General features: G+C 36.1%; 21 protein-coding genes. 11 read left to right on the top strand and 10 right to left on the bottom strand.

What is annotated here, in order from left to right; translation table 11 throughout:
• Positions 1-7 precede the first annotated feature (7 nt).
• The 7 genes from AB1498_05245 (at position 8) to AB1498_05215 (ending at position 10038) form a co-directional block, all read left to right on the top strand.
• On the top strand, positions 8-649 hold the full coding sequence (locus AB1498_05245) for a hypothetical protein (protein MEW6087690.1): 642 nt from the start codon (positions 8-10) through the stop codon (positions 647-649).
• Positions 650-662: 13 nt separating this feature from the next.
• Positions 663-1886 carry a hypothetical protein gene (locus AB1498_05240; GenBank protein ID MEW6087689.1) on the top strand — a complete coding sequence of 408 codons (1224 nt, stop codon included), beginning with the start codon at positions 663-665 and terminating at the stop codon, positions 1884-1886.
• A gap of 5 nt (positions 1887-1891) precedes the next feature.
• Positions 1892-3562, top strand: coding sequence for a right-handed parallel beta-helix repeat-containing protein (locus AB1498_05235; protein MEW6087688.1), 1671 nt, complete (start codon positions 1892-1894; stop codon positions 3560-3562).
• Positions 3563-3657: 95 nt separating this feature from the next.
• A complete protein-coding gene (locus tag AB1498_05230; GenBank protein ID MEW6087687.1) occupies positions 3658-5373 on the top strand; it encodes a right-handed parallel beta-helix repeat-containing protein in 1716 nt (571 codons plus the stop codon).
• 6 nt (positions 5374-5379) lie between these two features.
• Entirely contained in the window at positions 5380-6597 is a 1218-nt protein-coding gene (locus AB1498_05225; protein MEW6087686.1) for a hypothetical protein, read from the top strand.
• Positions 6598-6610: 13 nt separating this feature from the next.
• Entirely contained in the window at positions 6611-8344 is a 1734-nt protein-coding gene (locus tag AB1498_05220; protein ID MEW6087685.1) for a right-handed parallel beta-helix repeat-containing protein, read from the top strand.
• A 92-nt stretch (positions 8345-8436) separates the two neighbouring features.
• Positions 8437-10038, top strand: a complete 1602-nt coding sequence (locus tag AB1498_05215; GenBank protein MEW6087684.1) for a right-handed parallel beta-helix repeat-containing protein — start codon at positions 8437-8439, stop codon at positions 10036-10038.
• 10 nt (positions 10039-10048) lie between these two features.
• Here AB1498_05215 and AB1498_05210 read toward each other — a convergent pair whose 3' ends face one another.
• Both AB1498_05210 and AB1498_05205 read right to left on the bottom strand, forming a co-directional pair.
• On the bottom strand, positions 10049-11344 hold the full coding sequence (locus AB1498_05210; GenBank protein ID MEW6087683.1) for a right-handed parallel beta-helix repeat-containing protein: 1296 nt from the start codon (positions 11342-11344) through the stop codon (positions 10049-10051).
• Positions 11341-12444, bottom strand: a complete 1104-nt coding sequence (locus AB1498_05205) for a carboxypeptidase-like regulatory domain-containing protein (protein ID MEW6087682.1) — start codon at positions 12442-12444, stop codon at positions 11341-11343. The genes AB1498_05210 and AB1498_05205 overlap by 4 nt, the downstream gene beginning before the upstream one ends.
• Before the next feature lie 140 nt (positions 12445-12584).
• Between AB1498_05205 and purM the strand changes: the two genes are divergently transcribed.
• The 4 genes from purM to AB1498_05185 are packed head-to-tail and all read left to right on the top strand — an operon-like array spanning position 12585 to position 17683.
• Positions 12585-13697 carry a phosphoribosylformylglycinamidine cyclo-ligase gene (purM, locus tag AB1498_05200; GenBank protein MEW6087681.1) on the top strand — a complete coding sequence of 371 codons (1113 nt, stop codon included), beginning with the start codon at positions 12585-12587 and terminating at the stop codon, positions 13695-13697.
• A gap of 11 nt (positions 13698-13708) precedes the next feature.
• Complete coding sequence (locus tag AB1498_05195) at positions 13709-14818, top strand: PQQ-binding-like beta-propeller repeat protein (protein MEW6087680.1); 1110 nt, start codon at positions 13709-13711, stop codon at positions 14816-14818.
• 17 nt (positions 14819-14835) lie between these two features.
• Positions 14836-16236: a radical SAM protein gene (locus AB1498_05190; GenBank protein MEW6087679.1), complete on the top strand. Its 1401-nt coding sequence runs from the start codon at positions 14836-14838 to the stop codon at positions 16234-16236.
• A 7-nt stretch (positions 16237-16243) separates the two neighbouring features.
• A complete protein-coding gene (locus AB1498_05185; protein ID MEW6087678.1) occupies positions 16244-17683 on the top strand; it encodes a radical SAM protein in 1440 nt (479 codons plus the stop codon).
• 9 nt (positions 17684-17692) lie between these two features.
• On the opposite strand, the gene AB1498_05180 is transcribed toward AB1498_05185, so the two are convergent.
• From AB1498_05180 to AB1498_05145, 8 genes are all read right to left on the bottom strand, one after another.
• Positions 17693-18538 (bottom strand): DUF4846 domain-containing protein, encoded by an 846-nt coding sequence (locus AB1498_05180; GenBank protein ID MEW6087677.1) that lies wholly within the window; start codon positions 18536-18538, stop codon positions 17693-17695.
• A 49-nt stretch (positions 18539-18587) separates the two neighbouring features.
• The gene (locus AB1498_05175) at positions 18588-18773 is read right to left on the bottom strand and encodes a hypothetical protein (GenBank protein ID MEW6087676.1); all 186 of its coding nucleotides are present in this window, start codon (positions 18771-18773) and stop codon (positions 18588-18590) included.
• A 6-nt stretch (positions 18774-18779) separates the two neighbouring features.
• Positions 18780-19010 carry an addiction module protein gene (locus AB1498_05170; protein MEW6087675.1) on the bottom strand — a complete coding sequence of 77 codons (231 nt, stop codon included), beginning with the start codon at positions 19008-19010 and terminating at the stop codon, positions 18780-18782.
• 258 nt (positions 19011-19268) lie between these two features.
• Positions 19269-20195, bottom strand: a complete 927-nt coding sequence (locus AB1498_05165; protein MEW6087674.1) for a transposase — start codon at positions 20193-20195, stop codon at positions 19269-19271.
• 161 nt (positions 20196-20356) lie between these two features.
• Positions 20357-20587, bottom strand: a complete 231-nt coding sequence (locus tag AB1498_05160) for a type II toxin-antitoxin system HicA family toxin (protein MEW6087673.1) — start codon at positions 20585-20587, stop codon at positions 20357-20359.
• Positions 20584-20787, bottom strand: coding sequence for a type II toxin-antitoxin system HicB family antitoxin (locus AB1498_05155; protein ID MEW6087672.1), 204 nt, complete (start codon positions 20785-20787; stop codon positions 20584-20586). The genes AB1498_05160 and AB1498_05155 overlap by 4 nt, the downstream gene beginning before the upstream one ends.
• 55 nt (positions 20788-20842) lie before the next feature.
• Entirely contained in the window at positions 20843-21523 is a 681-nt protein-coding gene (locus AB1498_05150) for a restriction endonuclease subunit R (protein MEW6087671.1), read from the bottom strand.
• A 180-nt stretch (positions 21524-21703) separates the two neighbouring features.
• Complete coding sequence (locus tag AB1498_05145; protein ID MEW6087670.1) at positions 21704-21961, bottom strand: hypothetical protein; 258 nt, start codon at positions 21959-21961, stop codon at positions 21704-21706.
• Positions 21962-22140 lie beyond the last annotated feature (179 nt).

Here is a 22140-nt window from a genome sequence, read left to right as displayed (position 1 = left end):
TGGTGTATTGGAACATAAATATGGTTATACTCTTGACAAAACAATATCAGATGATATAATCCGTAAGAAATTAGATATTACTATGAAATCTTTTTGTAAATTAATTTCCCCTTTTTTATTTTTATCTATTTTTTTATTTTCAAAACAAATTGCAGCCCAGAATAAAGAAAATAATTTTAGGCAGGAAAGCACAACAACTTCAGCCAAAGAAGAAGATAATCCCGAATTAGCGGAGTATTTCTGGAACAAATACAACAATGGTATTTCAGACGGCAAAATAAAGATAAAAAAATATAAAAGGCATGAACGCAAATATCCTTATTCCCTGGAAGGCGGGCTAAAAAACGGAGATATAATATACACTACAAATATAAAAGGCCCGGTGGTAGGCCATGACATAAAGTCCGATGAATTTTTTATAATATTTCATCCTGATAATATACACCGTTATCCGTTTTTACTAAAAAAACTGGGCCGTTACCTGATTATCGGAACAAAAGGCGACGGGATAATTATTGTAAATACCGAAAATTTTTATCTGAAGAAATACGACATTAGTTCCAACGGCGGAGCTGTCGAAAACATAGAGATAGAAGGCAAAAAGATAATAATTAATAATTCTGATATCATAGACGAACCGGCTTTTTGAATTTCTGATAATTATGAAAAAAACTGAAATCCTAATAAGATTAATAATTGTCATTCTCTTTTCAATAAATTGTACTGCTAAAAAAGAAATTCTAAAGAAAACAGAGGAAACACAATTATTGGGAGAGGCCCCGTTATTAAAAAATAAAACCATGGGTTTAATCAAAGCAAGAGCAGTTTTTGATCAATATGAATATGCAGAAAATGCCTTTGTTTATTTGTATAAAGATATAACGGACCACCCTGATAAACCATTTCTGGTATCTAACCCCACAGATAAAGATGGATACTGCCAGGAAGAAGTAGAACCTGGAAGATATTTTATAATTACAATAAAAAGAAAAACAGGGCTCCAAAACGGGCCGGTTGAAAATGGCGACTATTTTTCTTATTTTGGCGGGAACCCGATAGATGTTTTGAAAGGTAAAATTACAAATTTAAATTTAATATTAGGCCGGAAGATAGTGCCTTCCAACAAAATAATAGAAGCAGAAGATAAAAACAAAAGCGGTATTAAAGGAAAAATATTATTCAAAAATGAACCTGTAAGCCATGCTTATGCCTATGTATTTAAAACAACAGACCATTATTTCAAAAGCCAGCCCAATTATTTGTCTTCCCAAACGGATAAAGATGGAAATTTCACTATAGAACTGCCTGAAGGAATTTATTATTTATTTGCAAAAAAGAAATTATTTCCACAAGTTAAAAAAGGGGCGCCTACCCGGATACATGAGTCAGCTCCCGCTGCTGAAACCAGGGAGAATGAGGAATTTGCCGGACCTCTGGAAAAAGGCGATTATTACTGTTATTATAACGAAAATCCAATAAAAGTTGGAAAAGGGTATTATAATAATGTAATTTTAAACTGCATAAAAAAAATTGGAGAGAAAGAATACACCGTGCCTGCAACGGATACACGTGTTGAGGGCATAATTGTTGATAAAAAAGGTAATCCGGTTGAAGGGATATACGCCTATGCGTATAGAGGACTCAAGACAAATATAGAATCCCAGCCGGAATTTTTAAGCAAAAAAACCAGGAAAGACGGTAAATTTGTATTTAACTTTCCGGACGGCGGGCTATATTACCTGGGAGCAAAAGATGTTTTGGGAAGACTTCTGAAAGCAGGAGATTTATTTGGTTATTATGTCAGTAAAGATAAAGATAATGCAATATTTATAAAAAATGGAGAGGTGATAAAAGACATTATAATTAAAGTTTCACCTCTTGAATAAAAATAATGAAAAAAGTTTATAACTTACTGAAAATAACGTTCTTTTTATGTATACTTACCCCCGAAACGAGTATGGGTATGGGCAGGGAGGCAAAATCTTCTGTAATTACAAAAGATACTATTTGGTCAAAAGCATCCAGTCCGTATAAAATAGAAAAAGATATTTTTATCAAAAAAGATGCCGTTCTTACAATTGAACCGGGGGTAAAAATTATCTTTACAAAAACAAGCAAGAACAGCAAACCGAAATTAATTGTCCGCGGGGCACTCAGGGCAAGGGGAGAGAAGGACAATAATATAACTTTTACTTCCGATTATCCGTTATCCGGCACATGGGGCGGAATAATTTTCGAAGGTGTGAAAAATACAAAAAGCGAGATGAGTTTTTGCCGCATCGAATATGCCGCATGCGGGATTGGATGTTTTAACTCTTCACCTGATATTAATAACAACAGTTTTAATTCTAACGAAGTAGCTATTGTATGTGAGGACCGGTCATCTCCCGTTATCAGCAATAACTTTTTTACTGAAAACGGGACTTTCCGCAGTATCCCGGGCGGAATTTCCTGTGCGGTATATTCTAATCCCAGAATAATAAATAATACAATTGAAAAAAACAAAGGTTATGGAATTTGTGCTTCCACTTATTCCCGGCCTATTATTTCCAATAACATAATAAGAGAGGTATGGGGAAGAGGGATAGTTGTATTCACAAATGCAATGCCGGTTATCACAAATAATGAAATTTATGGGAACACTGCTTATGGAATAGTTAGTTTTCAATCTTCACCTGTAATAATTGCAAATAACATATACAAAAATTTATCCTCGGGAATTATTCTATTGTTAGGCGGCAATCCGTTGATTAGTAATAATTTAATTCATCAAAACGGAACAGGGATAACCTGTATTGAATCTTCACCATCAATTATTTACAACGTTATTAAGGACAATATTGGTTCTGAAATCGCCCTGTGGGATGATTCCATTCCTCTGGTAAATTTTAATCATATAAAATTTAAAGAAGAGCGTCCGACTATCGGCCTCGGCAGAATAAGAGAAACCCTGAATTTAAACAGCAACTTTTGGGAAATTACAAGTGAAGAAACGATAGGAAAAAGTTTTAAAAGCTTAGTGGAGGGCGAAGATATAACGGGAAAAGCCAATTATTCCGATTTTTTGACACATCAAATATCCACTTATGAATCTTCTGCTCAAATTGCACCGCATAATTACACCTCTACTCAAAATATACCATGGCATATTTATAAAGACAAGGCCCTTTTCAATTCTTTCAGGGACAATAATTGGGAAATATATGTAACTGATTTTGGGGGGACTGAACTGAAAAACCTTACAGATGACCCTTTTTCACATGATGTTTATCCGGTATTTTCCCCTGATGGAGAAAATATTGTGTTTAGTTCAAGTAAAAATGGAAATATGGACATATCTGTTCTTAAGTTTAGCAATAATTCTATCACACAATTAACCGATACTAATACCAATGAAGAATTCCCTTGCTGGTCGCCGGACGGCAAAAAGATAGCTTTTAACCAGCTTGAAAATTTCTCTTTTTATTATATAATTGATCCTGACGGTAAAAATAGAACTAAAACTTTAAATGCACCCGAAGGTTATCATGGCACCCTGTTTTTATGGGTGCCGGTAAATTAAATAATATATAATAAAAAGTGAAACAATTTGCATCTGAATCATGTATAACTACATATGAGGTATTTGCTGTTTTTTTAATACGTAAGGAAAACATCATGATAAAAAGATGTCAAACTATAATCTGTTTTGTTTTAGCTATTGTTACTTTAATGCAGGCTTTTATTCATGCTTCCACACCGGAATATCGCATTATCAAAGACAGAAAATGGACAATAAAAGACAGCCCTTATTTAATTGAGAAAGATGTAATCGTGGAAAAAGGCGCAAAACTTATTATCGAACCGGGGGTTGTAATAAAATTCAAAACAAGCATTGGCGAGGCAAAAAATAAATTTATAATAAATGGTGACCTCATAGCCAGGGGTGAAGAAAATAAACGCATTGTTTTTACAACTGATTATCAAAAACCAGGAGTGTGGGGGGGGATAATTTTTAATAAAAACGAAGATAAAGAAGCAAGCCGAATCGAATATTGCCAGATAGAATTTGCCACCTGTGGAATTGGCTGTTTCTCAAGGTCCCCCGAAATTACAAATAATGTATTTTATGCCAACGAACTGGCAATAGATTGTGAAGACCGCGCATCACCGAGAATAACAAAAAATAAGTTACTTGAAAACGGCATATTTACAAGCCAGACAGGCGGAATTTCCGTTGCGCTTTATTCCAACCCGGAAATCTCAGATAACAATATTGAAAAAACGCGTGGAGCAAATATCGGGGTTTCCACTTTTTCAAATCCAAGAATAGCCAACAATTTTTTAGCTTATGCTTCTGGAAGAGGAATGACAATTTGTTCCAAGGCAAGCCCAATAATAGTGAATAATAATTTCTTTAGAAACGGCAGTAATTGCGGTATCATAATATATGGAGCTTCTCCTGTTATTATCGGGAATAAAATTCATGAACAGCGGGCATTGGGAATTGCTTCAATTTTTAATTGCACGCCGGTAATCAGCAATAACTATCTTACAAAAAACGGAATCGGGTTAAAAAGCATTTATTCCTCGCCAGCCGTTACGAATAATTTATTCATGGAAAACAATTTAACGGAAATGGAATTTTGGGACAACTCAACCCCTTCTGTCAATTATAACCATATTTTTCTCAAAGAAGGAATTCCCGCTATTCGGATAGGCAGGCTTTCCAATCCCATAAATTTACAAAATAATTACTGGGGTACAACGGACAAACAAGTTATTGAAAAAAGTTTTGTTAACCTGGCAGGCAATGAATCCCCGGCAGGCAAAATTGATTATTCAAATTTCAAAAATAGTGAATTCAACCTCTCAGAATTTGTTCAACAAAACACCGGTAATCAAACATCTTTTCTATCACCCGCACGTAAAGATGTCCCATGGCATATTTTTGAAGATAAGATATTATTTTGTTCCTTCAGGGACAATAATTGGGAAATATATATGACAGACCCGTCAGGTACACTATTGAAAAATCTGACTAATAACCCCTATCATGATGTTTACCCTGTTTTCTCGCCTGACGGTCAAAAAATTGTATTTTCATCAAAAAGAACGGGAAATTCAGATATTTATGTTCTAAATCTAAGCAACAACTCATTAACACAAGTAACGGATATGAGTTCAAATGAGGAATTCCCGTCATGGTCACCGGACGGGGAAAAAATAGCTTTTCGCCACCCGGAAAATTTACTCGAAGAATATTATCATGTTATTGATGCAACAGGAAAAAATAAAGTATGCCTGGAAAAAACTCCGGATGGGTATTTTAATGCAGTTTTTGTCTGGGTACCGACACTTGATACCAAAATATCTTTAAGCAAAAAAGACTAATAAAATATGAAAATTAATAATTTATTTCAAAAAATAATATGCATAAATATTTTTATTCTGGCAATAATTTCGGCCGGGTGCAGTATCAAAAACAAATCAATCGAAGCACCCAAACAATCTGAAAAATCTTCTATGATAGCAATTGAAGGGAAAATTGTCACTTTAGACCGCCAGAATTATTTAAAAAACGCTTATCTTTATGTATATAAAGACGCTTCTACTGATTTTAAGGACTCTCCTTTTTTAATTTCCAACCCTACAAACGAAAATGGAGAATATTCCATAACTTTGCCGGAGGGCAGATATTATTTCGTGGCGAGAAAATTTTTAGGGGATGAACCGAAAACCACAAATCTTGAAATGCAGCCGGAAGAGTATTATGCCTATTACGGAGGAAACCCGGTGAATATTTTTTATACTTCCGACAAGCCGGTTTTTATCGGTTTTAACTGCAGTAAGATTATAAAAAAAGAAACTATTGAACCCTCAGCGGCGGGAAAAGGGATAAAAGGAATTGTAACCTACTACGGAAAACCGCTTATAGACAGTTATGTTATTGTATATCAAAATTCAGGTGCTGATTTCAGAGGACAGGTTTACAGAAGATCTTTGCCTACCGACACAAACGGTTATTTCGAAATAAACCTTACTCCGGGAAAATATTATATTTTAGCCAAGAAAAAGAAAGAAACCAATCCCAAAATGTTTTATAATGTTTATCATGAGGGAGCAAGCGAACCCGCAGGGAATATAGTCGCAGGGCCGCTATTTGAAGGTGACTATATCTGCTACTACCCCAATAATCCCGTGACTGTCACAGAACAGAATTTTGTCAATATCAATCTGCCGGCTGTTACCAAAATCAGCCTGGATGATATTTCCCAGACGAACTACGCAACTCCGACAAGGATAGAAGGAATAGTCATAGATATGGACGGGAAACCAATGGCAGGGATACGGGTTTTTGCATCCCGTCATAAAATGCTTATGCTCATGGGAGGAAAACCGGATTTTATTTCCAATGTTACCAAAGAAGACGGAAGATATACCATAAATCTTACAGAAGACGGGGTTTTTTATCTGGGTGCACGAGATTTTATTGGCCGGGCCCCGAAAACCAATGAGATTTTCGGATACTACTTTGGAACGGAAGACCATTCAATTGTTATCAAAAAAAATACGGTATATAAAAATATTGTGATTAAAGCCTGGAAAATAGAATAGGAGGAAAGTTAAAATGAAAAGACTAATAATATGTATTTTGTGCCTTTTGATGCTGATTACAACCAAAGGGTTTGCAATAACAAAAGTCAACGGGAAAATATCAAAAAATACCGTCTGGATACTTGAAAAAAGCCCGTATCTCGTGACAAAAACGGTCACGGTAAAACCAAATGCAACTCTAACCATTGAACCCGGTGTGACCGTTAATTTCGTTTTGAATGAAAAAGAAAAAGTAAAACTCGTCGTGGAGGGCACCCTGATTGCCGCGGGCACTGAAGGAAAGAAAATTAAATTCACCTCTGAATCCGAGGCAGAAGCAGTAAGGGCAAAACAATGGGGAGGAATAGTTTTAAACAAATCCCAAAAAAGCATAATCGAATATTGCCAGATAGAAGGTGCCGCTAACGGCATAGGCTGTTTTAATTCCTCGCCGAAAATTTCCAACAATCAAATCAGGTATAATGAGGTGGGAATTGTTTGCGAAGATTTTTCTTCACCGGAAATAAGTTTTAATGATATAAGGGAATGCGGGATACAAACCACAACTTCAGCCTCCGGTATTGCCTGCAGCGTATATTCCTCTCCAAGAATATCAAATAATAACCTGGAAAGGAATATCGGGCACGGCATCACCGTATCAACCTTTTCTGCCCCTCTTATCGAGAACAATAACATACACTGGAATTGCGGGCGCGGTATCCTGGTTGTCTCGATGTCAGACCCTATGATAACAAACAACGAAATTTACATGAACGGGACCCACTGCGGGATTACCTGTTACGAAAGTTCGCCGATTATCATGGGAAATTATATACACAGTAACGATGGGAACGGCATATCCCTTTCCCTAGGAAGTTCGGGTATTGTCATCAATAACACAATCGTGGACAACGGTTCCGGTGTCGCGGTAGTAAATTCCAATCCGAAGATATTTTTTAATACACTTTCAGAAAATAACGAAGGGATTTCCATCATCGGGGATTCCAGGCCGATAATAAATTATAACCATTTTAAACCCAATAAAAGATATGCAATCAAGCTTGAAGACAAAAATACTATAAACACAATAACAGGGGAAATCGACGCGAGAGAAAACTGGTGGGAAAAAGGCGACATGTCCGACATTGAAAAGAGTGTTTTTGTCAACAATAAAGATGCAAAAATCAATATTGACCCTGTCAGGAAAGATAAAATATCATTCGATGAATACCCTAAAATACACGCAACTTTATTAAAAGACAAAAGGGAAACAAAAATAGACAATAATTATCCCTGGCATATATATGGGGATAAAATCATTTTTTCATCCTATCGTGACGGCAACTGGGAAATTTATTTAATGAATAAAGATGTAACTGTAATGAAAAACTTAACAAATAACCCGGCAAGCGATGAGTGGGCAAATTGGTCGCCCGATGGAAAAAAAATAACTTTTACCTCCAAAAGGGATAATAAGTTAAACCAGGAAATTTATGTTATCAGCATGGAAGACAAAAATCTTGTCCCCCTGCAGCTTACAGAAGACCCCTCAAACAAACAATACCCGGCGTGGTCGCCTAACGGTGAAAAAATAGCGTTCCGTGATGAATTTGACAATTTGTACTTGATGGAAAAAGACGGCTCAGGGAAAATAGGAATTAACAGCATTGCTTATAATAAAGGTTACGAGGGATACCAGACCATTCTTTATATATGGCCGCCGCCGCCATGCAATATTAAAGAAGGCAGTGACGTAATAACCCACTGATTTCTTTTTTATTAAATGTAATTTATTAACGCCTCAATTTTTATTGGGGCGTTATAGTTTTAATCAGCCTCTTTGTACCAGAAGTTAAAATTATGCCAAAAAAGTTTTATCTTGTAATATCTTTTCTTCTATTGTTTATACCCGAAATTCATGCAGAAACCGCCATCAACCAACCTGTAATAGAAGGGAATATTACCTGGAAAAAAGAAGAAGGTCCTTATTTAATCAAAAATGACCTTCTTATAAATAAAAATTCACGCCTAATTATTGAACCTGGGACTAAAATTGTAATTTCTTTCCACAGGGATAAATTGATAAAAATTCTCGTGTATGGAAATTTATACGCAAAGGGAGATGGAAACAATCATATAGTTTTTACCTCTGAAAATGACAAAGAAAAAAGCTGGCAGGGAATTATTTTCGACGGAGAACCTTCGAGTGAAAGCATAATAGAATATACCCGTATAGAAAATGCCCGGTGCGCAATTGCATGTTTTAAAGCCTCTCCCCTAATCAAAAATAATATACTCTCGGTAAATGATATTGCAATTATCTGTGAAAACCATTCCTCTCCCAAAATTACCGGTAATGTTATTAAAAATAACGGCACCGCTGAAACTTACACATCGGCTATTCACTGCAATTTATGGTCAAACCCTGAAATTTATCAAAATACGCTGGAGAAAAATTATGGCCATTCTATCTATTGCGACGTATATTCTTCTCCGTTAATCAGCGAAAACTCGATAAATACAACTCTGGGGGCTGATATTGTATGCTCATCCTTTTCTAATCCGAAAATTATAAATAACGACCTTTCTAAAGGCACTTCTGAATTCAGTATTATACTTTACAATTCTTCTCCCGAAATAACCGCAAACAAAATATATAATAAAAGATTTTATGGTATTACATGTGTTTCTTCCTCCCCCATCATTTACAACAATATAATTTCAGAAAATAATACGGGAATATTTTGTATCAACTCGCCGGGATACATCCTGGAAAATACTATTTCACATTCCAAGACCGGTATAATTCTTGCGGAAAACTCCAAACCTGAAGTCATACACAATAATATAGTTTCAAATCAAACCGATGTTAAACTTATAAGAAATAAATTTGGCGTCGATCTTAAAGAGAATACCTGGGATTGGGAAAATAAAAGAGGTAAATCTGAAATTAGTTACTGGAAGGAAAAATATTCCGAAAATAACGCTACCTTCGCGTTTGGCACACAAATATCTAAAAAAGTAACTCCGGATGGGAAAGTGGAACCTTTAATCTTATTTCACTCATTCCGGGAGGGAAGCTGGGACATTGGTTTACTTGACGGGTCAACTTTTCAATGGGTACTTCTTACAAAAGATAATTCTTATAACGGCTCAGCCGTATGGTCAATTGACGGCAGTTTTATAACTTTTACTTCCAACCGCGAGGGAAATTGGGAAATTTTTACGATGGATACTAAAGGTGAAAATATTAAAAACATGACTAAGTCCCCTTCGTTTGTTGAAGAAGCACCTCCCATGTGGTCGCCTGACGGCAAAAAGCTTTGTTATTTCAGGGAAACTCCTGAATGCCAGACCGTGATAATGGACATGGAATCCAAAATCATTGAAAAAATAGATTTTAGTAAAATTGAAGAAAATTATCCCGGCCTTTATCCTTTAGTTTTTATGTGGATACCATAAAAAAACTTATTCACTTGGTAATAATCAAACCGTATGAAGGCTTTTTTCCCGCGCCAGCCCCTTCTATAGCCGTTTTCTTCCATTCACCGTAAAAGATATATTTTTCCTTATACATGTTGCCGTCTTTCCCAAGGGCCTCAGAATTATCATAGAAATCCAGAATTTTTGTTATATTTGCCTTATCGCCTTTTAACTCCATTTCTTTTGTCATTTCTTCGCCCCAAAAATTTCTTTGTGCATCAATATAATCAGTTAATACATCATCCGGTATATCTAATCCATCTTTCATACAAGGAAAAACATCTTTGGTGTCCTTTTTATCTTTCACAATCTGTTTCATTTTTCTTATAATATCACTGGACACTTCTTTCAACCCTATTTCATACTCTCTATTATTATAAATATTATTATCGTTGACATTTAAACCGGAATTTTGCCGGATAAATATCCCAATCCTGTTTTCAGTTATTTCATTCATGGTAATACCCGGTTTCGGCCCCCTTTCAAGATAAATACCATAGTCATTATTTCGCAGGGTATTGTTGGAAACCATTAATTCCGGCAATCTTTCAACAAAAATCCCAAATTCATTTTCCTGGATAATATTATTTTTTATAATGCCTTTTGTTTCAACAAACGCAAAGATAATACCATAACGATGCTTTATAATTAAATTTTCTTCTATAACACCTTCACTTTTTTTTGTGCAGGTAATTGCAAAATCATTATTATTGTTAAAATAACTATTTAATATCTTTACATTCGACTGCTCACAGGCAACCGCACCGTTTATATTTTCAATAAATTCACTGTGGCTTACTGTGACATCGCTTGACAACAAAATGTTAATACCCAGATTATTCTTAATAAAACTGCAATTTTCTATACTTAATATTGTCTTTTCAGAACATTTAATTCCTGTGTTTGCAAATTTAATAAGACAATTTGACAAGCTGCTTGTTGTATCTTTTTCTACTCCCTCAGAAAAAATCACACCCTCCCATTTTTCCAAAGGATTATTTTCATCATACAAAGTGAAAGTTATCCTTTGCTCATATGTCCCGCCTGCCAATAACGTCCCTTTAACATTCAAATTTCCATCAGGCGGGATGAATCGTATAACAGTTCCCGGCAGAATAGTTAAACTTGCATTTTTCCCCACAGTAACAGTCCCAAGGACTATTATTTCCCCGCTCCATGTTGTGTTTTCTGAAATCATTGCATTTGTGAATTGCGTGACAGCTTTAGCATTTCTGGAAAATATAATTATTGATAATATAATAAGTAAATTTATTCTTTTCGTCACTTGATATCCTCCACTATTATATTAATATTATTTACAACTTCACCCTTTTTAATCTTAAGCTTATTATTACTGGCATTGTCATAAACCCCATAAATGTCCCCTGGTTCCGGCGGACCGCCATGTGTTTTTCTTGCACCGACAACATAGAAACCAGGCTCTCCGATAAGGATAGTATACAAACCGTCCTCGCCGGTTATCATAGATTTATAATCCGGCTTTTTCCCGGTATTAAACTCATCTCTATACGTAAAAGCAAATACACCGCTTATAGGATTCCCATTTTTATCCGTTATTCTCCCGCGGATAGCGGATTTTCCCTCGGGCACATTGAAATTAACCGGCAGGTAATCTTTTTTCTTTTCCACGCATTCTAATATCAAATGCCTTTTCGTTTTTTCTTTTATTTCTAAAGGATTGCCATAATAATATCCGTAATAATCGCCTATTTTTAAAGGCCCCTTTTCCTCTGTATTCTGGCGCCTCCTTGCCATTAAAAAATAGGACCCTGCAGTATCAAACATAATCGAAAAACTCCCGTCTTTCAAAGTGGGCTCTGACAATATATCAGCCGCACGCCTGGAATCCGGATTAGAAACAGAAAAAAGATATACATAAGCGTTCTCCAGGGGCCTGCCGTTGACATCAATTATAGTCCCTGTTAATTCCGGTTTGCTTAAATCGAACTTGTCTTCTTTTTTTAATGTATGGATTTTAACGCATTTTAAGAATAAATCCTTCCTGGAACCAATAACAGCGACAGGGTTCCCGCCATAATAGCAAAAATAATCCCCTTCGCCAAATTTTTCTGCGCTTTCATCTTTTGGTTTCCACGCCCTGAAATAATAACTGTCTTGCGGCAGATTAACCGCAAATTGCCCGTCCGGACCTGTTTTTAAGCGCGCAAAAGGTTTTGCATCAATTCCATCTTTAGAAATCCCGCTTTCCAGAAATATTTCGACTGAGGCACCAGGCAATGTCTCATCTTTATAACTTACCGCACCTTCTATTTTGTGAAAATTCTCCTGTCTTTTGATTAATCCCCGGTAACAACCTAAATTCAAAAACAATAAAAAAACAGCCAGCCATTTCATTTTTTTCATAAAAACAACTCTCCATTTCTTTTTACCATTCAAATTTCAAAATGTTACAACAGATATATTATATCAAATAACCCGCCGAATACGCAGGGATTTACAGGCATATTGACTTTCAAATGAATATCTGTTATCATTTCTTCATTATGAAACAACCTTCATTAAAACCAGCAAAAAAACTAAGTTATTCAAAATCCGGAGTTGACACACTGCAGGAAGAAAAGGGCATGAAATCCCTGTTAAAATGGATAAGCAGGGCAGATAGTTTTCGTAAAGGCATCGGAAGGCCTGTCCTTGAATCAGGTTATTTTGCGAATGTCCTGGATATGGGAAATAATATGGGACTGGCCGTCTCCTGCGACGGCGTTGGCACAAAACTTCTTATCGCCGAGATGATGAATAAATACGACACAATTGGCATAGACTGTATAGCGATGAATGTTAATGATCTTATCTGCGTGGGTTCCGAGCCTTTATCGATGCTTGATTATCTCGCGGTCCAAAAAGTTGACCCGAAAATATTTGAGGAAATAGGAAAAGGATTATATAGAGGCGCGAAACAGGCAAATATAAATATCCCTGGCGGTGAAGTAGCGCAGATAAAAGAGATGATAAGAGGATATGAAGATGATTCCGGAATTGATATCGCCGGGACATGTATCGGAATCGTCGCCCTGGATAAAATAATAATCGGGCAGGATTTGCAGGAAGGTGATATTGTTATCGGGCTCCGCTCCAGCGGCATTCACAGTAACGGACTGACACTAGCCAGGAACGTGCTGTTAAATAAAACGGGATTTAAAATAAATAAATATTTCCCCGCATTAAAAAGGACCCTTGGAGAAGAACTGCTCGAACCAACTCATATTTATGTGCCGGAAATAATGGAGATTCTAAGGTCAGGAATTAATGTCAAAGCCTTATCCAATATAACGGGTGACGGGCTTACAAATTTGACAAGGGTTTATAATAAAAATATCAGTTTTATCATTGACTGCCTGCCGGAACCTCAGCCTATTTTTGGGATAATTCAAAAATTCGGGGACATTTCTGATGAAGAGATGTTCCAAACATTCAATATGGGTATAGGCTTTTGTGTCACGGTATCTAAAAATGATGTAAAAAAATGCATGGAAATCCTCAAAAAACACAAAGTAGAAGCATACACCATCGGTTACACAGTAAAAGATAAGAAAAATAAAGTAATTATTGAATCTATGAATTTAACCGGGGAAAATAATTATTTTTACAAAATGTAATTTGATATTACGTGAAAAATTTTTTTATTGTCCTATTAATATTTTTTTCAATCTTCACCAACCCGCCTTTAATATATAGCCAGGACATTGAATGGCCTACATTTCACCAAAATGCGGCCCGAAACGGGATAAGGGGAGATTACCCCAGGCCGCCGTTAAAATTAATCTGGAAGTTCAAGGCAGGTAAAGAAATTTGTTCCACACCCGCTGTTTGGAAAAACATGGTTTTTTTCGGAACAAACGACAGCCATCTTTACTGCATTGATGCTCTAAACGGCCGGCTTAAATGGAAATTTAAAACCGGTTCATGGATTCAATCTTCGCCCGCGATCGCTCAAAATAAAATTTTGTTTGGATCCCTGGATAAACATCTTTATTGTTTAGACGCAGAAACAGGGAAACTTGCCTGGAAATTTAAATCCAGGGACAAAATATATTCCCCTCCTACCATCGACGGGGATTCCGTTTATTTTGGTTCCTATGATTATTATGTTTATTCGGTTGGCATATCAAACGGGAAACTAAATTGGGAATTCAAAACCCAGGGGAAAATATGGGTCTGCTCGCCCCTTGTAATTGAAGATCAAATTTTTATAGGTTCAATGGATTATTATCTATATGCCCTGGATAAAAAAACAGGCGGCTTAAACTGGGCTTACCGCGCAGGTAACAGCGTCGAAGCTTCTCCCGGTTATTCCGGAAATAAAATAGTTGTTCCATCCTGGGACAGCTTTGTATATGCCTTTAATCCTAAAAACGGGGAAATAATCTGGAAGACAAAATTAAAAGATAAAATCTGTTCTCCCGCGTCAATTACCGAAAATAAGGTCTTTGTGGGAAGCTGGGACAAAAATCTTTATGCCTTAAATCTTGAGACAGGAGAAATTTTGTGGGAATTCCTGGCAAGAGACAGGATCCTGACCTGTGCAGTCGCCACCAGGGAATTTGTTTATTTCGGATCAATGGACGATTCGATATATATCCTGAAAGCTTCAACCGGGGAAAAAGTATGGGAATTCAAAACCGGCGGAGACATAGGGGGGTCCCCTGTAATTGCAGACAATATACTTTATTGCGGGTCTTCAGATGGTTTTCTCTATGCTTTTACAGAAGATAAATAAAAAATATTTTTTATATCATGAAATCTTTGTTTATCAATCTTCCTTATCCTGATAAAATAATAAGACGGTATATATCTTCTTATTATTCACCCAATTTTTATTTCCCTCCGCATGAATTGCTTCAACTTGCGACTATTGTAAAAAAATGGAAAAATGACCCTGTTTTTTTCATTGATTCTATCGCGGACAGGAAAAAGGCTCCTGATATTTTAAGTGAAATCTCATTGTCTAAGCCTGATATTTTAATTACTTACGTGGGACATTTTTCACTTAACGAGGATTTAACAACAATTAATGAAATTAAAATTTCATTCCCAAAAATTGTAATTATTGCCGCGGGTTTTTTTCCTACTGTTTTCCCTGAAAAAATATTAAATAATTCTTCTATTGATATCATAATCCGGGGTGAACCGGAATTGACCTTTTCCTCTCTCTACGACAAAATCAAAAATAATGAACCGCTTAACAATATAACAGGGATAGCGTTTAAAAAGGACGGGAAAATTTCAGTCAATCCGGCATCAGAAAGAATTGTCAGCCTCGACCAAATCCCTTTTCCCGATTTATCTATTATCGGAAAAAATTTAGAGATTTACAGGGAACCATACCTTGGCCGGCCGTTCACAACTATGACTGCCAGCCGCGGGTGCGCATACAATTGCAGTTTCTGCATCCATACCTATGGGCAAAAAGTATATTTCCGCTCACTGGAAAATATTAAAGAGGAACTAGAACATAATCTTAAATATTTCAGCGTAAAAAATATCAGATTTTTGGACGACATGTTCACATTTAAAAAAAAGAATACCTTGCAAATCTGCAGACTGCTTGAAAAAAATAATATAAACTGGACATGCCTCAGCAGAATAGATACACTGGATACGGAACTCGCTGAAACTATGAAAAAATCAGGATGTAAACGGGTTTATCTTGGTATTGAAAGCGGCTCCCAGAAAATATTAAATATTTTAAACAAAAAAATCGACAAAAATATTTTAAAAGATAAATTAATCCAAATAAAAAAAAGCGGTCTTGAAATAAGCAGTTTCTTTATCACGGGAATCCCGGGAGAAACAGAGGAAGATTTAAACGAAAGTATCACTCTTGCAAAAGAAACCGGACTGGATTATATTCTTGTCAAAAAGTTAAAACTATGGCCGGGAACAGACATTTATGAAAAATATAAAGACAAAATCCAATTCAATCTTTTCCCTTTTGAAAATAGATTCAAGGACCCGATGGATGAACAAAAGTCGACCCTGAATGAAAAAAAATTTTACAGGGAATTTTATCTAAGGCCCAGCTATATAATAAAGCAGGCAAAAAATCTGTTAAGTCATCCCGGGGAGCTTTTAAAAGGCTTTTTTACTTTATTAAAATATCTTTTTAGCAATAAAACCAACAAAGATTTTATTTAAACCCATCATGATTGATATACTTTTTATAAATCCGCCGCTTGCAGGTAAAAGAAGGCTCCGGGAATTTTCATCCATTGGCAGTCATAACCCTCCGGTTAACCTTTTATATCTTTCTGCTGCTGCTGAAAAAGCAGGGTTTAAAAGCCAGATACTCGATGCCGAAATATCAAAATTCAGTATCGGGCTGACTGTCCAAGAAATATTAAAGATCAATCCGAAATTTGTCGGTATCACAGCTATGACATTATCCATCGAAACCGCCGCAGTAATTGCAAAAAAACTTAAATCTTCTGATAAGGGTATCCAGATTATTATCGGTGGTATCCATCTAACATCACTGCCTGAAAAAACCATGAACGATTATCCCCATTTTGATATAGGTGTAATCGGGGAGGGGGACATCACAATCGTTGAACTTTTGGACACCTTAAGCAAAAACACCCCCCTGGAAAATGTTAAAGGAATAATTTACCGCACCGGCAACAAAATCAAAATAACAGACGCCCGCTGTTTTATTGAAGATTTAGACGAACTGCCGTTTCCTTCTTTTCACCTTCTACAAAATTTCCCAAATAAATACCGGCCGTCAATACAAAAATTCAGGAGAATGCCTTCTTCAATTCTTCTTACTTCACGGGGGTGCCCGTATAAATGCATTTTCTGTGACTCCAAAGGATTAAAAAACAGTTACAGGAGTTACTCCGTTAAATATATAATCAGCCTTATAAAATACCTGCAGGCTAATTATAAAATAAAAGACATCAATTTCCATGACGATACCTTCACGCTTTACAGGCATAAAATAATTGAATTCTGCAATACAATCTTGTCGGAAAAAATCGATTTAACCTGGTCATGCCAGACCAGGGCAGATCTCGTTGATTTTGAGCTTTTATCGTTAATGAAAAAATCCGGATGCTGGTCAATCGCATTCGGCATTGAAAGCGGTTCTCAAAAAATTCTTGATTTTATAAAAAAAGGGACAAAGATACAGACAATTAAAGGGGCTGTTGATTCAGCGTCCAAAGCGGGACTGGAAACAATCGGATTTATCGTGATAGCCCCCCCCGCCGAAACGAAAGAAACGATGGAAGAAACAATAAATTTTATAAAAGAACTTAACCTGACATACATCCTCCCCCTTTATTTTACGCCTTTCCCGAATTCGGACAGCTATGAAAAAATTGAGGAGTTTGGAACACTGGAAAAGGACTGGGATAAATTTACAACCTTTGACCTTGTTTTTATACCCAAAGGGCTCAGCAAAGAAGTCTTGCTGGATTACAAACAAAGAATTTACCGTGAATTTTATTTAAGGCCAAAAACAGTTTTGAAATTTATAAAAAAAATTATTCATGGGTATTCATGGAGGAAATTAATTCTTGAATGCCTTATTTTTATTAAAATCTCTATGAAAAATATTTTTTCAAAGCAGGAAAAAATGTAAGCGGATAAATCAATTCCGAAATCTTTTCAAGTGTTCTTTCTGAAATGTCCATTCGGGTGTTTTAAGCTCTTTCTCAAACATCAATTCATACCAGGGACTTAATGATTCATTTGAAGGATTTTTCAGGACATGAATATCCTGCGCAGGCATATAACTCTGTGCCAATAAAAATATCTTATCCCCGGTTTTTTGATGGACAGCCATATCAACTACAATAACCGCGTGGCCCGGAAATCCCGCCTGGATGAAAACATCGCCGATTTCCATTTCATTAATACCGACTGCTTGAAGTTCCTGGTTTAACGAAAACGTTCCGGCGTATGTAAATACTGCTTTTAAATATTTTTTAAAATTTGAATATGTGGAATCGGGCTCTTCCTGTTTTTGCCATTTTATCTTACTGCCGGTCACAACAGGACGGTATCCCGCTATCCATGTTTCGAATAATAAATTCTCCCCGTTTGTGAAATTAAAATGAATAGATTTATAATCCCTTTTTAAATAAAGATATTCCGCTTTAAGCCTGATGACCGCGTCCGCGCACTGCTGTAAATCGGTATTGCCAGTATCTATATCTATCACAGCCGCGTGTGCTTCCTGATTCTCCTTTTTTTCCCCGTTATAAAGATAAACCGCAGTCTGTCCCTCTTTCAGGGGCATATGTCTCAGCCAATATGGAAAAGAACCCTTTTGCACGTTCATCCTTTGATATCCGGCCGGAACCGCAATTTGACTACCAATTGCATGTCTTTCATTATACCGGCCAAGCCAGGGATAGATATTTGAATTTGCATATACTGTAGCGTAAATAACGGAAATAAATATGGCGAATATCAGCTTAATATATACATTCATAATTGGCAAGTTTATATTCTATTTTTTTATATTTTGAATTATCTTTTCTTCACATAGTCCAGGCTGGAAATGTTGCCGTCAATTTCCACGTTCCGCTGATTTTTTCAAACAAAACAAATTTACATTTAGGATTTTTAACGCCAATGCTTCTATTTCTTTCCGCATAGAAAAAAGCTTGTGTCTTATTTTCGTCAAAACCTATTTTCGCCCCCGGGCCGTTTATTTCAAATAACAATATTCTTCATGAATATTTTGCCTGTATTTCCGCAAGTACTTCCTGAGCAGGCCTTCCTTTAGCCTTACCGGATTTAATTTCTTTAATGCGCCTCTCTATTTCCGCTTCCCATGCTTCTCCAAAACCCTTATCCGTTTCATTGTTCAAGCTCAGAATTAATTTATGCGCTAATTTAGCGCGTTCCTTTTCAGATAGGTTGTTGGCTTTATTTTCTACTTCTTGTAATAACGAGGGCATATTTTTCCTCCTTCGGAAATTCTAATAAAATTATAACACAAATATTTTAACGTTGCTTCTTAATTTTTAATAGGGGAAAAAGTATCTCGCGCCAGTTATCTATGGAACCGTTCACACCATAGTATCGATAGGAACCAACTCCCCTTAATCTTTCCTTGATAACTATATCATCGGTGATATAATCCTAAAAGGAGTTTTCACACAGTCTCTTGTCTGGTTAAAATCGTAATTCGTTTTTTAATTCTTTTATACTTTTATCTACGTCTCTAATCCCCTCTCTAATCCCCCTATTAAGAAATCCTCGTTTTTTCCTATATCTTTTAGATTTTCTTCCGTCTTGTTCAGAACATCTTTTAATACTTTTTGTTCGTTACCGTTACCATAAGCTTCGGCGGTTAAAATTACTTGGTGTTTCTTGTCAGCCACGGCTACTCCGTTATAACCCTGTATTACTCCATGGGATGAAGGCATTTTCGCGCTCTCGTTGTCTGTTATGTTGCTTTTTCTTATATTACCTTTAACCCCGGCTTTATCATCATTTTCATTTATCCATTTTGTGATCTTTTCTATTTTGCTTTTCAGGTTAGTTATGCGTTTATTTCTGTCTTCATCATCTTTATCTTTTTTTTCTTCATTATCTTTTTCTTTATGCTGTTTCATCAGGGACTTTACTTTATTTTCTATCTTTTCTTTCTTTTTAATAAAATCGGCCTTTGTGCCACTCCATTCTTTTGACGCGTTTGAAGGTATTTTGCATCCATCAATTGCAAACATTGTCCCGCCGATTAGACCCATTTCATCACATATTGAAAGAATATCCGTAAATATTGGGGATATTTCATTTCCCATGGATGATATGAATGACGCTATCGTTGAGTGGTCTGGATGGCTGTCCGCGGATAGTGCCATAAAAACCACATTCTCATTACATAGTTCTTCTATTTCCCTTGAACTCGTTATCCCTTTGGAATACGCCAATAATGTTATCTTAAGCAATATTGCCGGATTATACGCTTTCCTGCCGGTTGCATCATTTTTGTACCGTGTTTCAAATACTTCCAGATCCAAATGCTCATCCACTATTCTGTTTATTGCTTCTTCAAAGCTTCCGGGAATTATCTGGCGGTCATAGCGGACTGGAACCATAATGGTCTGTTCATACGAATAGTTCTTATAGCGGGCCATTTAATACTTTCTCCTTTCAGTTATAATATTTTTTTTACATTATACCTTATTATTTAATCAGAAGAAAGTACTTTTTTATGAAAATAGGGGTTTTTCGACAGGCAATCGCGGAAGCTCACTGGCGGGCTACTGCCCGTCCAGTGTAGCGCAATGTTGGATTCTTAAATTAATTTTATAAAATCTGGTACTGATAAATGAGATTGTTTCAAAACATGTGATAATGTTGATCTTTTTATTGGCTTGTGTGCAGGCACAATGATTTTCAGTGTTTCGGAAAGTAAATGTTTTTGTAAACGAATATGACTGCCTTTTTGACAAACTACCACCCAGCCGTCTCGTTTTAAAGCATTGATGACTTGTTGATAATTTAAACTTGGGACTTTTTCACTCATACAGCTATTTCGAGTTGTTCAGCAACCGGAGAAAAATTTGAATCATCTTCAACAGGCTCAAGATAAAGACCAATTGCTTCACGAATATTATTTAATGCTTCCTCTCGCGTATCACCTTCACTTATGCATCCCGGAAGGGCGGGGACAATAGCGGTATAACCACCTTCTTCACTTGGTTCTAAAATAATTTTAAGATTCATTTTTTACCTCCAAAAAGATTATAACAAATATATTATTATTTTGCAAACCAATATATCAATCTTTATCTTCCGTAGGTTGGGCGACAATAAGAGATTTGTCTGGCAAGGAAACATTTTGTTGAATTTCAATAGATTGTTTATCTGTTAAAATTTCTCTCTGCCGTTTAGTTGCTTTATCGTAAAAGCGGCGTACACGATTTTGCGCTTTTGAAGCTTCTTCCCCCTCAAAAATATCTCGTTTCAATACTTCGTCGGTAAGAACTTTTGCTATTTCTTCAGGTGTTGCTAAAACCCCATCGGATAATTTCTTAAGTTCACGTCTGATAACATTTATAATTTCATCACTTAGAATTAGTGCGCCAAGAATAAATCTGTTAACAGTTGAAATTTTTTCATGGAATTCTTCTCTTGCATCTTTTACCAGGCCTTCTTTGCATATTATAAATAATTGTTCCTGATGTTCTTCATTTTTGGGGTCTATCTCTGAAAAATTGAAAGAGCAAACCAAATTAAAATTGATTGGTTTCTCAAATTTGATTTTATAAACCTGCCATATTAAGGCATTAGTTAGAATTACCCATTGTGCGCCGTTGTTTGCGCAATATTCTATTGCCTGTCGCAAATGACTGTCTTTTAATTCAATGCCTATTGCCTTCGCTTCAATTAGATATTCAACCTTATTTTCTAGTAGCCCTTCAAGCATAAATTGAAGGGCTACTAGAATCTTCACGCCCATAAATTTTGCAACCTTTCAAAGAATGAAATAAAGCATGTAATCGAGCCGCTTCACTCAATGAGGGGAATATTTCTTTATCAAAATGAGCAGACAATGAATCTGCTGGAATTGCATTTCGAACTAAGACAGATTGAAGAGCTTGAAGAGTTTGTCTGCCCAAATGTGGGCGAGAAAATGGCCCTAAAAAACAGCTATTTTTGATTTGCAGCCAGCAAGCGCAAGTAGATTTTCCCTTGCTTTTTGCATTGGTTCATTTACATCCATACGTACACTGCTTTTAAACTCATCTTGGGACGTATTCAAACCGGCTTTTTGTAATGCCTCTGTTATAGAATATTCAAAATTATCGTCAGAAAAAACAAAGGCAGTAACTACAATACCAATGGAATCGTGAATACTTTCATCAATATAGCAGTGTTTAAATGTATTCTGTTTCATATTGAAAGATAAAGCTTATTCGCTGTAATAGCTGATTGCCTATAACAAATTATTGTAGAGTAGAACACTGGCGCAAAACTTTCGTTCCGTTTCCAGCATCCCCTCATCAAACCGTGCTTGAAGTTTTCCCTCACACGGCTTTCCGATAACTTTCTTCAAGAGGCTTTCGCCCAGCAGAC

This window comes from bacterium (assembly GCA_040754625.1).
In the GTDB taxonomy this organism is placed as follows: Bacteria; JACRDZ01; JAQUKH01; order JAQUKH01; family JAQUKH01; genus JAQUKH01.
The sequence above is the reverse complement of the archived record's forward strand: the minus strand, read 5'-3'. Positions and strand labels throughout refer to the sequence as shown.

Excerpts from the sequence above, each read along its gene's own strand:
- AB1498_05240 (MEW6087689.1), top strand. The coding sequence starts at position 663 with ATGAAAAAAACTGAAATCCTAATAAGATTAATAATTGTCATTCTCTTT.
- AB1498_05235 (MEW6087688.1), top strand. The coding sequence starts at position 1,892 with ATGAAAAAAGTTTATAACTTACTGAAAATAACGTTCTTTTTATGTATA.
- AB1498_05230 (MEW6087687.1), top strand. The coding sequence starts at position 3,658 with ATGATAAAAAGATGTCAAACTATAATCTGTTTTGTTTTAGCTATTGTT.
- AB1498_05225 (MEW6087686.1), top strand. The coding sequence starts at position 5,380 with ATGAAAATTAATAATTTATTTCAAAAAATAATATGCATAAATATTTTT.
- AB1498_05220 (MEW6087685.1), top strand. The coding sequence starts at position 6,611 with ATGAAAAGACTAATAATATGTATTTTGTGCCTTTTGATGCTGATTACA.
- AB1498_05215 (MEW6087684.1), top strand. The coding sequence starts at position 8,437 with ATGCCAAAAAAGTTTTATCTTGTAATATCTTTTCTTCTATTGTTTATA.
- AB1498_05205 (MEW6087682.1), bottom strand. The coding sequence starts at position 12,444 with ATGAAAAAAATGAAATGGCTGGCTGTTTTTTTATTGTTTTTGAATTTA.
- purM (MEW6087681.1), top strand. The coding sequence starts at position 12,585 with ATGAAACAACCTTCATTAAAACCAGCAAAAAAACTAAGTTATTCAAAA.
- AB1498_05190 (MEW6087679.1), top strand. The coding sequence starts at position 14,836 with ATGAAATCTTTGTTTATCAATCTTCCTTATCCTGATAAAATAATAAGA.
- AB1498_05185 (MEW6087678.1), top strand. The coding sequence starts at position 16,244 with ATGATTGATATACTTTTTATAAATCCGCCGCTTGCAGGTAAAAGAAGG.
- AB1498_05180 (MEW6087677.1), bottom strand. The coding sequence starts at position 18,538 with ATGAATGTATATATTAAGCTGATATTCGCCATATTTATTTCCGTTATT.
- AB1498_05170 (MEW6087675.1), bottom strand. The coding sequence starts at position 19,010 with ATGCCCTCGTTATTACAAGAAGTAGAAAATAAAGCCAACAACCTATCT.
- AB1498_05165 (MEW6087674.1), bottom strand. The coding sequence starts at position 20,195 with ATGGCCCGCTATAAGAACTATTCGTATGAACAGACCATTATGGTTCCA.
- AB1498_05160 (MEW6087673.1), bottom strand. The coding sequence starts at position 20,587 with ATGAGTGAAAAAGTCCCAAGTTTAAATTATCAACAAGTCATCAATGCT.
- AB1498_05155 (MEW6087672.1), bottom strand. The coding sequence starts at position 20,787 with ATGAATCTTAAAATTATTTTAGAACCAAGTGAAGAAGGTGGTTATACC.
- AB1498_05150 (MEW6087671.1), bottom strand. The coding sequence starts at position 21,523 with ATGGGCGTGAAGATTCTAGTAGCCCTTCAATTTATGCTTGAAGGGCTA.
- AB1498_05145 (MEW6087670.1), bottom strand. The coding sequence starts at position 21,961 with ATGAAACAGAATACATTTAAACACTGCTATATTGATGAAAGTATTCAC.